General features: G+C 47.3%; 13 protein-coding genes and 1 pseudogene. 10 read left to right on the forward strand and 4 right to left on the reverse strand.

Annotated elements, in window-relative coordinates; translation table 11 throughout:
* Nucleotides 1-853: PcsB-like coiled-coil domain-containing protein (locus tag KW93_RS12600; RefSeq protein ID WP_033543382.1), on the reverse strand; the 853-nt coding region annotated here is incomplete at its 3' end.
* Between the two features lie 632 nt (nucleotides 854-1,485).
* Between KW93_RS12600 and KW93_RS12605 the strand changes: the two are divergent.
* From KW93_RS12605 to KW93_RS12635, 7 genes and pseudogenes are all read left to right on the forward strand, one after another.
* Nucleotides 1,486-1,617: pseudogene (locus tag KW93_RS12605) on the forward strand (DUF3934 family protein); the annotation flags it as partial.
* Between the two features lie 226 nt (nucleotides 1,618-1,843).
* Entirely contained in the window at nucleotides 1,844-2,680 is an 837-nt protein-coding gene (locus KW93_RS12610) for a nucleotidyltransferase domain-containing protein (protein WP_033543383.1), read from the forward strand.
* A 14-nt stretch (nucleotides 2,681-2,694) separates the two neighbouring features.
* The gene (locus KW93_RS12615) at nucleotides 2,695-3,225 is read left to right on the forward strand and encodes a GNAT family N-acetyltransferase (RefSeq protein ID WP_052131615.1); all 531 of its coding nucleotides are present in this window, start codon (nucleotides 2,695-2,697) and stop codon (nucleotides 3,223-3,225) included.
* Nucleotides 3,222-3,743, forward strand: coding sequence for a GrpB family protein (locus KW93_RS12620; RefSeq protein ID WP_033543384.1), 522 nt, complete (start codon nucleotides 3,222-3,224; stop codon nucleotides 3,741-3,743). Before KW93_RS12615 ends, KW93_RS12620 begins: the two co-directional genes overlap by 4 nt.
* 17 nt (nucleotides 3,744-3,760) lie before the next feature.
* Nucleotides 3,761-4,615, forward strand: coding sequence for an MBL fold metallo-hydrolase (locus KW93_RS12625; RefSeq protein ID WP_033543385.1), 855 nt, complete (start codon nucleotides 3,761-3,763; stop codon nucleotides 4,613-4,615).
* A gap of 102 nt (nucleotides 4,616-4,717) precedes the next feature.
* A complete protein-coding gene (locus tag KW93_RS12630) occupies nucleotides 4,718-5,185 on the forward strand; it encodes a hypothetical protein (RefSeq protein WP_033543386.1) in 468 nt (155 codons plus the stop codon).
* A gap of 247 nt (nucleotides 5,186-5,432) precedes the next feature.
* Nucleotides 5,433-5,807 (forward strand): YciI family protein, encoded by a 375-nt coding sequence (locus KW93_RS12635; RefSeq protein WP_033543387.1) that lies wholly within the window; start codon nucleotides 5,433-5,435, stop codon nucleotides 5,805-5,807.
* 46 nt (nucleotides 5,808-5,853) lie between these two features.
* Here KW93_RS12635 and KW93_RS12640 read toward each other — a convergent pair whose 3' ends face one another.
* Nucleotides 5,854-6,294, reverse strand: coding sequence for a YybH family protein (locus tag KW93_RS12640; protein ID WP_033543388.1), 441 nt, complete (start codon nucleotides 6,292-6,294; stop codon nucleotides 5,854-5,856).
* 193 nt (nucleotides 6,295-6,487) lie between these two features.
* On the opposite strand from KW93_RS12640, the gene KW93_RS12645 reads away from it, so the two are divergent.
* The 3 genes from KW93_RS12645 (at nucleotide 6,488) to KW93_RS12655 (ending at nucleotide 9,549) form a co-directional block, all read left to right on the forward strand.
* Entirely contained in the window at nucleotides 6,488-6,775 is a 288-nt protein-coding gene (locus KW93_RS12645) for a metal-sensitive transcriptional regulator (RefSeq protein ID WP_052131616.1), read from the forward strand.
* Between the two features lie 76 nt (nucleotides 6,776-6,851).
* Nucleotides 6,852-7,055 carry a copper chaperone CopZ gene (gene copZ, locus KW93_RS12650; RefSeq protein WP_033543389.1) on the forward strand — a complete coding sequence of 68 codons (204 nt, stop codon included), beginning with the start codon at nucleotides 6,852-6,854 and terminating at the stop codon, nucleotides 7,053-7,055.
* Between the two features lie 73 nt (nucleotides 7,056-7,128).
* Nucleotides 7,129-9,549 (forward strand): heavy metal translocating P-type ATPase, encoded by a 2,421-nt coding sequence (locus tag KW93_RS12655; RefSeq protein ID WP_033543390.1) that lies wholly within the window; start codon nucleotides 7,129-7,131, stop codon nucleotides 9,547-9,549.
* 69 nt (nucleotides 9,550-9,618) lie between these two features.
* Here the strand turns inward: KW93_RS12655 and KW93_RS12660 are convergent, their stop codons facing one another.
* Both KW93_RS12660 and KW93_RS12665 read right to left on the reverse strand, forming a co-directional pair.
* Nucleotides 9,619-10,566, reverse strand: a complete 948-nt coding sequence (locus KW93_RS12660; protein WP_033543391.1) for a cation diffusion facilitator family transporter — start codon at nucleotides 10,564-10,566, stop codon at nucleotides 9,619-9,621.
* A gap of 47 nt (nucleotides 10,567-10,613) precedes the next feature.
* On the reverse strand, nucleotides 10,614-10,946 hold the full coding sequence (locus KW93_RS12665) for an ArsR/SmtB family transcription factor (protein ID WP_033543392.1): 333 nt from the start codon (nucleotides 10,944-10,946) through the stop codon (nucleotides 10,614-10,616).
* Nucleotides 10,947-11,333 lie beyond the last annotated feature (387 nt).

Below are 11,333 nucleotides of genomic sequence, written 5' to 3' on the forward strand. Positions count from 1 at the left end.
TTTCAGCCGCTGCGCGTTCAGCTGCCAGTTTGCGCTGGCGCTCTTCTTCAGCTTTTCGTGCCAATTCTGCAAGGCGTTCCTGCTCAGCCGCAATTTGGTTTTCAAGTTCTGCACTGATTTCAATAACGTCTGCATATTCTTCAGTCAAAACAACTTTTTCACTTTCAAGTCGTTTCTGTTCAGCTTTCAGCTCTTCAGCAAGGACGCCCTGCTGTTGCTTCTGGCCGTCAAGATCCGCTTTCAGGCCTTTCAATTCAGCGTTGCGCGCTTCCTGTTCAGCCAGTTTCGTTTCAACAGAAGCTTTTTGTTCAGCCAGCAATTCTTTATCCGCTGCCTGTTCGCGCATGATTTCGCGGTCAGCGTCGATCAATGTGCTGACTGCAGAGAACCGGTCGATGAAGTCGATGAAGCTGTTTGCTCCAAGAAGAACGTCCATGTAATCCACAGAACCGCCGCTCAATTGGATGGCGCGGGCGCGTTCCTGAAGAAGTTCAGTGCGTTCTTCAATTTTGGCTTCCAGTTCTTCGATCGACTTGCGAAGTTCGTCGATTTCACCTTTAGTTTTGGCGATGTCAGCTTCGACACCATTGATCTTGCCTTCAGTCTCTTTAACTTTATTGTTCAGTTCCTGAATTTTCCCGAGGATTGTTTCCAGATTCGAAATCGTAGTTTTGATTTCCTTATCTTTTTCCTGGATTCCTGAATTCAATTCGCCCTTTTTCTGTTCAGCTTCCTGTTGTTGCTGCTCGAGCTCGTTCAACGTATTCGCATTGGCGTCAGCAGTTGGCAATAAGATTGAGATGGCTAGTAATGATGAAACCCCAGACAACATCCATTTCGACTTCAAATTCAAGTTGTTTTTCCCCTTTCAAAATTCCGGTCTCTTTTTATAGGTGCTATATATACTCTCGAATAGTTTTTTGGGTAAAAATCCGATGCATTAAAATTGCAGCACGTTCATTATAACAGCTCTAAACCTTTTTAATATTACAGTTGTATATCAATTTCGGCCTGAGTGTAACAGGATTTTTGGGTCTAAAGACACAATTCTGTTCCAATGAAAAATAAAATTAAAAACGACTGTGAGAAAAGTCTTTAATCGGTTCTAATCTTAAGAAAATCGAATAAAAATCAGGAAAAACGCAAGTATATCAAGGAATGCCAGTTTACTGGCCAAAGATCATCAAACATGCCCAAGTTTTTATCGAAATGATAACCTGCAGGAAATTACATCTTCTCACAAAATTCTGCAGAAAAGCTGAAAAACTGGCAGGCCTATACTCCCGCTTTTGATTGAAATAAAACAGGAAGAATAAATCGCTGATACAGAAAGCGATTCTGGAAGAATAGCCAGCGTAAAACTTATGTGGGGATAATGATTTTGAGGGGCAGGGCAAAATATGCCGAAATTTCTCTGACCATTAAAGGTGGAGGATGTGCCAGACGGGTGTCCGCCATGCTATAATGCAAGATAGTAATGGAGTGATGGAAATGGCAAAAGAAAAGAAAAAAAGCGGCACTGGCCAGGGAACCGGCAAAAAAGGCTGGAATCGCTGGAAAGCGGGATCCAACAAGGCCAAGAGTTTCAAGCCGTATACAAGCAAAAACAACAAGAAATCAGGCGACGATAAAGCTGGCGAACAGAAGAATTCTGAAGAAACCGGTTGGATTGACGGTTAATCGGCACCTAATAGAAGAAATGGAAATGCTGTCCTGAAAAGGACGGCTTTTTTTAATTCTCCTTTTATCAGCGAATCTCCTTCTTTTGCACCAAAAAATATTGCTTCTGTCTGCGTCAAATGGAATGATATGGATAGAAGAGCAGGAGCAGGAGGAAAAAGAGATGAATAACGATGAAAAATTTGCGGTACGCGACAGCGAATTGCCCGAATTCCGGCAGCAATTACTGGAGCGGGCGAGACATGACCTCCAACAGGATCCGGATGTGCTCGCGATTTACCTGGCCGGTTCACTTGCCAAATGGAATGCGGACAATTACTCGGATATTGACCTCCACGCCATCGTCAAACCGGAAAAATTGGCATCTTTTATTAAAGATAAAAAAAGACGTGCAGAAGAGTGGGGCAATGTATTGTTCTTTGAAGGAACTGCGGCGTCTCCGGTCATTGTCAGCCATTTCGATTGTTTCGTGAAAGTCGATTCCTGGTATCACAGCGCAGAAGAAATCGAACCTTCGATTTGGCTGAAAGGCATGAACATCCTGTATGACCCAAACGGCATTTTGACCCCGATCCAAAAGGCATCGGAAATTGCCGTCTATGAAATCACGGCGGGCGAAGTGGCATTCTGGCGCACGAAAGTGCTGGCGTTCATCCACGAAACGTACCGCGCCGCCATGAGAGGCGAAGCGTACTGCGCGCTTGCCAATCTCGACAGCGTGCGCTGGCTCATCGCATCCGGCTGGTATATGGAAAAGGGGCAGCATTTCGACGGTCCATATCAGGCCTGGTCGAAAATCGAGGGCGACAGAAGCCGGCTCAGCGGGAATCAGCTGCAGCTTCTGGCAGCTTGGGAGGCCAGCCGGGAACCGCGTACCATACTGGAAGCGCTCGAAGGCATTTCAACAGAATTTACCCGGCTCAATAAAACATTGAGCAAGCGGGTGGGGTTAGAAGATGAGAGTGAAATGGTGAACAAGGCGATTGGCCTGGTGCTGTAAAGGAGGAAGATAAAATGAAAATCCGCAAAATGGCTTTTCAAGACCTGGAAGTCATGACAAAATGGCTGAACACTGAGGAAGTGCTTGAGTTCTTCGGAAATCCCGAAGCGCCGCTAACTGCAGGACAAGTCCGTACCAAGTATGGTCCGCGGATTGATGGTGAAATTGAAGTGGAACCATACATAGTGGAAACAGCCGGCCGCCCTTTCGCATTCATGCAATGTTACCGGCTGAATGATGAAGATTATAAAAAATACGGCTATTCTATAGAAGAAACTATCTACGGCATCGACCAGTTCATCGGTGAACCCGCTCTATTCAATAAAGGTTACGGCACGGAGATGGTGACAAAATTCCTGGCGTATATCTTCGAAGAAAAACTGGCGGATGCCGTCGTGTTGGATCCGGAAACGACCAATCCGCGCGCCGTTCGCTGCTACGAGAAATGCGATTTCCAAAAAATAAGGAAAATCGATGATGGCCGGAAGTGGCTAATGGAAATTTTGCGGGGAAGCTTAGACCCACGAAAGGAGGACATCTCTTGAGAAAAGCAATCGTACTGCCATACGATGAACAATGGGCGGTTTTATTTCATGAAGAAGCAAATGAGATCAAGCGAATTTTGGGCGATGAGCTGGTGGACATCCATCATTTTGGAAGCACTTCTGTCCCTCACCTCGCTGCGAAGCCGGTCATCGACATCCTGGTAGTTGTGAAGAAAATCGAGGCAGTTGACGGATATAATGAGGAACTTCAGGCAATCGGATATATAGGAAAAGGCGAAAACGGCATTGCCGGTCGCCGGTACTTTCAAAAAGGCGGAGACGATCGGACGCATCATCTCCATATTTATCAGTTCGGCAGCCCCGAAATCGAGCGTCATCTGGTGTTCCGCGATTATCTTCGCGCTCACCCGGCTGTCGCAAAAGAATACGGTGATCTGAAAAGAAGTTTAAGCAAGGAGTTCCTATACGATATCGATTCCTATATCAATGGCAAAGAGGCATTTGCTTCAGAAATACAAGCGCAGGCTCTGGAATGGCACCGGAATCGCAGCGAATAAAAAAGGGGACATGCAAAATGCTGAAAAAACTGACGGAACATGTCTATTATCAGCCTCATTATCAGCCAACCGACCGCCCGGTACTTGGCCTGATCAGCGGAGAGAAATACAGTCTGGTGATGGATGGGGGAAATTCACCAGCCCACGCTGCGGAATTCTTGAAAAATGTTGAAGAGCTGAATGTTGCACCGCTGAAATTTCTGGCCACCACGCATTGGCACTGGGACCACGTTTTCGGTATCCACACGATGGATCTACTGACGCTCAGCCACGAAAAGACCAAAAAAATCATTGATTATATGAAGACCCTGAAATGGGATGACGAATCGCTGGATAAACGCGTCGAGACCGGTGAAGAAATCGAATTCTGCCAGGAAATGATCAAACGTGAGATGCCGACAAGAGACCACCTTGTCCTCAAATCACCGGAGCTTTCATTTGCCGATCGAATTGAAATTGATCTAGGGAACCTGACCTGCATCGTCGAACACATCGGCGGTGTGCACGCCCCCGACTCATCGGTTGTATACATCCCTGAAGAAAAAGTGCTGTTTCTGGGGGACTGCCTGTCGCCGGATTTCTACAGCGGCGACTGGAGTTACGACCGGAACGAGCTGCAGCTTTTACTTTCGAAAATCCGCAAGTATGAAGTGGATTACTATATCAGTTCGCATGACGATCCCGAAACGCCTGATAAATTATGGGGGTATCTGGACAAATTACAGGACATCGGAGAGATTGCGGGTACGGAATTATCGCTTTCAGCGGCTAAGTCCCGCTTTGAGGAAATAAAACATAGAGAGCCGGACGCAGAGGAAACGGAGCTCCTGGAGTATTTCATTAATGGAAATAAAAAAGCGAAAGCAATCTGATAAATTGTTTCAGATGATTTTCAATCCGTTGATCAGCAAAGAATTTTAAAGGGAAAACAGGTATAAGCAGGAGTGCAGAGGCAAAAAAATGGAGGGCTGAAAATGGGTGAAGTATTCAGAAACTCGATTACGACTATGGTCAAGGAAACGTTCGAAGGGCCACCGGTTCCTGTGAAGGGAAGCTGGTTCACGGAAACGAAACCGAATTCCGGAATTTTCGGAGTGTTGGACGAAACCTCTCACGCAGAAGCTTCCATGCCGGTTAATGGGACAACACTGGCGGCCCATGCGGACCACATTCGCTACCATATGTGGGGCATCAACGAGATTGTAAAAAATGAAAAGCAGCCGGAAATGGATTGGGGAAAGAGCTGGGAAATTCAGTCGGTGGATGAACAGCAGTGGAACCGGATTCGGGATGGCGTACGAAACGAATATGCCACTTTGATGCAGATGATTGATGTGATGGAATGGAATGAACTGCTGATCAATGAAGTGCTGGCTTCTTTGGCTCATTCGGCTTATCATTTAGGGGCTCTGCGGCAGATGTTAAAAGTTATCAGAGCATAGTGCGGTTAGACAGGGTTTAATGTGAATTAAAGATATGCAGGAAAGCCCGGCCGATCAACTGATCGGCCGGGCTTTCTTCTGGAAATGGTCAATTCATAAGCATCGTTCCTCCTTGCAGTTTTTGTCATCCAAGGCGCAAAAATCAGTCGTGAATTTATTTATAGAGGAATTTCCTGGTTCTTTAAAGAAATTACAATAGAGCGCTTTTACGAATGAAAAAAAATCCACCGAACAAGGAGGCTGGAAGGTGAAATACCAGTGTTTGGGTTACTTCAACCAGGAGAAAATGGATGCCTTGCCAAAGGAAGAGATTGATGCAATCATGCTGAAATGCCGTCACCATCTTGAAGAACTGCATAGAAGTGGCCATATGCTTATGGACGCCGGCGTTGCACAGGAAGTGAAGACACTGCAACGGGTTAATGGCAAAATACAAATTGATGATAGCCGATTGGCCGACAGCAAAAAAATGCTGGGCAGTTCATTCATAATAGAAGCAAGAGACATGGAGGAAGCCATTCAGATTGCTTCTATGCATCCGACCGTGCAGGTCAGTGACGGAGAACAGCTGGGATGGGAAATTGAAATCCGTCCGATTGACTACTTTGAAATGAGAGAATAGGGATTGCAGCCGCAATGCCGTTAAGACATCTGATGTCCCTGCAGTTTTATTTCAGATCAAAAATGCCTTTGCCTGTTTCCATATCAATCGGCAGCGAGGAATGTTCATGGGTGATGACCCAGGACTCCTCCTGTTTTTTTAAGCCAAAAGTGAACCGGTTTGTCATTTGCCGGAGTTTTTCTCCCGATTCTTTATCATAGCCGGCATAGGCAACCGCACTATGAACAAATGCCAAAGATGCCGTTTCTTCAATGACCGTGTCATTGAATGTAACCTCAAGTAAAATGCCTTCCTTGTCCAGTCCATTGAACCACTCTGCCACATTTTCCTTCCATGCGGCAATCCCTTTACTTTCCCAGGCGCCCCAGCAGTCAAAAATCTGGATGTCAGAGTCGTACAGGCTTAATAACTTGTCAGCGTCTTTCTCGTGTAATGCTGTTTTGTAGGTATCCAGAACGTCCTGAACTTCGTGAAACTTCTCCGTCATTTACTGGTTCCTCCTCTGCCGGTTTCAAACTTATGAAAGTGCTACTGCATTAATTCTGGGTGGAAGTGAGTTCTCCTTCCTGAAACAAGGAAGGAGAGGTAATTTCCCATCCCCAAGCGAAACTATTTTTTTGACATCCATCCAGAACGGGAGTAGTATACGGGTATAGGGTATAAACCGGGAGGTCGAATAAATGGAAACTACGATGAAATCTACAGTGCAGCCTAACAAACAGCAGCTTTTGAACCGGTTGAAACGGATTGAAGGACAAGTACGCGGTGTTCACCAGATGGTCGAAAACGATCGTTACTGCGTCGACATCCTGCACCAGGTCAGTGCCATCCAGTCTGCGATGAACAAAGTGTCGCTCGCTTTATTGGAAGACCATACGCATCACTGTGTGGCGAAGGCCATTAAGGAAAACAAAGGCGAAGAAGCGATCAGTGAATTGATGGACGTCATGAAGACGATGACGAAGTAACAGAAAATAAAATACTTGATATACCCTAAGAGGGTATGTTAAATTTAAAAAAACAGAGATCGAGGAGGAACAGAATATGAATGAAACATTGAAAGTCGAAGGCATGTCCTGCGCACATTGTGTAAATGCGGTTGAATCGAGTGTTGGGGAACTTCAAGGCGTATCGTCTGTGAAGGTGGATCTTGAAAACGGCCAGGTTGCCGTAAATTTCGATGACAGCAAAACATCATTGGGCCAAATCAAAGAAACGATTGAAGACCAGGGATACGACGTAGTATAAGAGTGCTTCTTCAGCACTCTTCTCTTTTAAGCAAAATATACCCCCGTATGGTATATGGGAGGAGGAGAACATCATGGCAGCGGAGACAAAAGAAGCAAACTTTCAAATCACGGGGATGACCTGCGCGGCGTGCGCCACCCGGATTGAAAAAGGTTTAAGCAAAATGGATGGCGTCGAACAGGCGAATGTCAACCTGGCACTCGAAAAATCATCCATCAAATATGATTCCACGAAGCTTACCGAGGCGGATTTCGAAAAGAAAATCGACGCGCTCGGCTACGGTGTTGTAAAGCAGAAAGTCGAATTCGATATTACCGGCATGACGTGTGCGGCGTGCTCGACCCGCGTCGAAAAAGGGTTGAACAGGATGAGCGGAATTGGCTCGGCACACGTCAATCTGGCACTTGAAAAAGCGACAATTGAATTCAATCCGTCCGAAGTGACAATTGGCGAAATCATTGCGAAAGTTGAGAAACTGGGTTACGGGGCACATCAGCAGCAGGAAGATGAAGAGCGAGTGGATTACCGTGAAAAAGCCATTCAGGACCAAAAGCGGAAATTCATCATTTCAGCGATTTTATCCCTGCCGCTGTTATGGACAATGGTCGGCCATTTCTCCTTCACTTCATTTTTATACGTTCCGGAAATCCTGATGAATCCGTGGTTCCAGATGCTGTTGGCCACGCCGGTCCAGTTCATCATCGGGAAGCAGTTCTATGTCGGGGCGTATAAAGCGCTTCGCAACGGCAGCGCCAATATGGACGTTTTGGTTGCCATGGGGACATCGGCGGCTTACTTCTACAGTGTCTATCAGGCGATTATTCACGCCGGTTCGCCGCATGCGGCACATTTGTATTTTGAAACCAGTGCTGTTCTGATCACATTGATTGTGCTGGGTAAATTATTCGAAGCGAAAGCGAAAGGCCGTTCTTCGGAAGCGATCAAGAAATTGATGGGCCTTCAGGCGAAAACAGCGGTCGTTTTGCGCGGCGGAGTTGAAACAGTGGTGCCGCTCGAAGAAGTGGTGATCGGCGATACGATTTTCGTCAAACCCGGTGAAAAGATACCGGTTGACGGCGAAGTGCTGGAAGGCGCGACTGCAGTGGATGAATCCATGCTGACGGGTGAAAGTCTGCCGGTCGATAAGGCTGCAGGTGACGTCCTTTACGGCTCGACGATCAACAGCAACGGGTTTATTCAAATGACAGCAACGAAAGTGGGCCGGGATACAGCGCTTGCGCAGATTATTAAAGTAGTTGAAAATGCACAGGGGACGAAAGCACCGATCCAGCGAATGGCCGATAAAATTTCGGGTATCTTTGTGCCGATTGTGGTGGGAATCGCTTTGGTCACTTTCCTCATTTGGTACTTATTGGTCGACCCTGGCAACTTTACTCCGGCGCTTGAAGTGCTGATTGCGATATTGGTCATCGCGTGTCCGTGTGCGCTCGGCCTTGCGACGCCGACCTCCATTATGGCGGGTTCGGGCCGTTCAGCGGAAATGGGCGTCCTGTTCAAAGGCGGCGAACATTTGGAGCAGACCCAGAGCATCGACACCGTAATCGTGGATAAAACCGGTACCGTGACTCACGGAAAACCGGTGTTGACGAACGTTTCGCTGGCTGCTGGGCAAAATGAAGAGCAGTTCCTGTCATTAATCGGTGCAGCCGAAAAACAATCTGAACATCCACTTGCACAGGCGATTGTCGAAGGAATCCAGGAAAAAGGCATCGAGCTTGGCAAAGTCCAATATTTCGAAGCTGTTCCGGGTTACGGAATTCAGGCAACTGTGTCAGGACAAGGCGTTCTCGTCGGCACACGGAAATTGATGCAGCAATACGGCATCGATGTTTCTGCGTTTATTCCTGAAATGGAAGCACTGGAAAGCGACGGCAAAACCGCGATGCTGGCTGCGATCAACGGCGAATATGCCGGAATCGTCGCAGTAGCGGATACCATTAAAGAGACGTCCCGCGCAGCAATCGGACGCCTGCATCAAATGGGCATTAAAGTCATCATGATGACGGGGGACAACGAGCGGACCGCGCAGTCGATTGCGAGAGAAGTAGGCATCGACGCCGTCATTTCGGAAGTGCTTCCGGAAGGCAAAGCGGACGAAGTGAAGAAATTGCAGCTGCAAGGCAAGAAAGTGGCGATGGTCGGCGACGGCATCAACGACGCGCCGGCGTTAGCCGTGGCCGATATCGGCATGGCGATCGGCACAGGAACCGATGTGGCGATGGAAGCGGCGGATATTACGCTCATCCGCGGCGATTTGAACAGCATTGCGGATGCTATCCTCATGAGCCGTAAAACGATGCGCAACATCAAACAGAACCTGTTCTGGGCTTTCGCCTACAATACAGTGGGCATCCCGATTGCCGCCATCGGCCTGCTGGCACCTTGGGTAGCCGGTGCCGCGATGGCTTTCAGTTCCGTATCGGTTGTGCTGAACTCACTGCGTCTGCAGCGGGTGAGATTGGAAAAAAGATAAGTTGAACGAAAATAAAGAGGCTGAAAGCAAAGGTAGAATGCTTTCAGCCTCTTTTATTGGTTGTAGGATTCATTGATGGTGATGATTGTGGACCGGCTCGCTTGTTGCTGTGCACAGAATGGAATCGGCATGTGAATGGGCGTCCGTTTCCATTTGGATGGTCACATGATCGATGCCTTGATGCTCGAGATCATGCTCGATTTTATGCACCATGCGTTCGCTCTCGGCAAGCGTCAGGCGGTTGCCGACCACCACATGGCAGGACAGCGCGTTCATTCCTGAGGTAATGGACCAGACGTGCAAGTCATGGACGCCGCGGACACCTTCTGTCTTTTGGATTGTTCGGATGATATCGTCAATCTTGATATTCTGCGGGGTGCCTTCCATCAGCACATGCAGAGAAGATTTGGTTACATGATAGCCGCTCCGCAGGACGAGCGCTGCAACAATGACGCTTGCTGCCGGATCCGCCCAGACCCAGCCGAAGAGGATCATGAGCAAGGCGGCCGAGATGGCTCCGACCGATCCCAGCATGTCACTCAGCACATGCAGATAGGCTCCGCGCATATTCAAGTTGCCTTCAGTATCCCCGCCGCGCACCATGATCCAGGCAACCAGCATATTGACCAATAACCCGAAGACGCTGATGATGAGCATGCCGGTCGTGGCGACTTCCGGCGGATTTGCGAATCGGCCGACTGCTTCATAGAAAATATAGAGCGCCACACCGATCAGCGTCGCGCCGTTGATCATCGCTGCCAGAATTTCGAATCGTTTGTAGCCATAGGTTTTGCTGTGGTTCACCGCTTTTTCGGCAAGTTTGAACGCGAGCAGCGCAATGGCAAGTGAAATGGAATCGCTCAGCATATGGCCCGCATCCGCCAGCAGCGCCAGACTATTGGTCAAAATCCCTCCGACGGCTTCAATGATCATGTAACTTGTAATGATGATGAATGAAATGAGCAGAACTTTTTTATTCGCTCCGTGTGTGTGGCCATGGCTGTGATCATGTGGCATCTCATTTCCTCCTTTCATTTCAACGGATTCCTGCTAAAATGCTTTAGTTATTGATGAGTTGCGTGCTCAATTGCCTGATTTAACAAATTTATGACGTGATTGTCGTCTTTTGAATAATACAAAGTCGTTCCGGCCCTTCTGAATTTCACCAGCCGCAATTGCTTCAAAAAACGCAGCTGATGCGAAACAGCGGACTGGCCCATATCCAATTTCTCGGCCAGTTCGTTGACGGAATGCTCGGCGGAACACAGCAGATTCAAAATCCGGATGCGGGTCGGATCGCTCAATGCCTTGAATGTCTGGGACACGATGAAGAGCGTCTCTTCATCTAATGGATGCTGGTTTGTGAAAGTTTCTTCTTTTTCGATATGCTGTTTCATCCTGCAGAGCACCTCCATTTGGATTGGATTATTGCATATATGAGTATATGTTCATATATAAGTATAAGGCTTATATTTTAATAAAGTCAATGGTTAAGAAAATAGGAGCGGATTAATAATGAAGGAGAAACTTCATCATAAATAAAAACTGGATGAGGCGAATCAAAAAAGAAGTTTTTCATCAACATTGACCGAATATCACCGAAAAAGAATGGCGTTTACAAAGTGAAGGGCTTTCTCGAGGCTGTTCAAGGCAGGATAGAGCTGAAAACAGCTTGCCCATTACTGATATTTTCATATTTTCAAATGAATAAATTAAAAATTTCCATTCTATAAAATATATGCGCTGAAGCGACGCACTTATGCGCGGAAAACAGGATTTGTGCG

It is taken from the genome of Planococcus sp. CAU13 (assembly GCF_000775575.1).
Taxonomy (GTDB): Bacteria; Bacillota; Bacilli; order Bacillales_A; family Planococcaceae; genus Planococcus.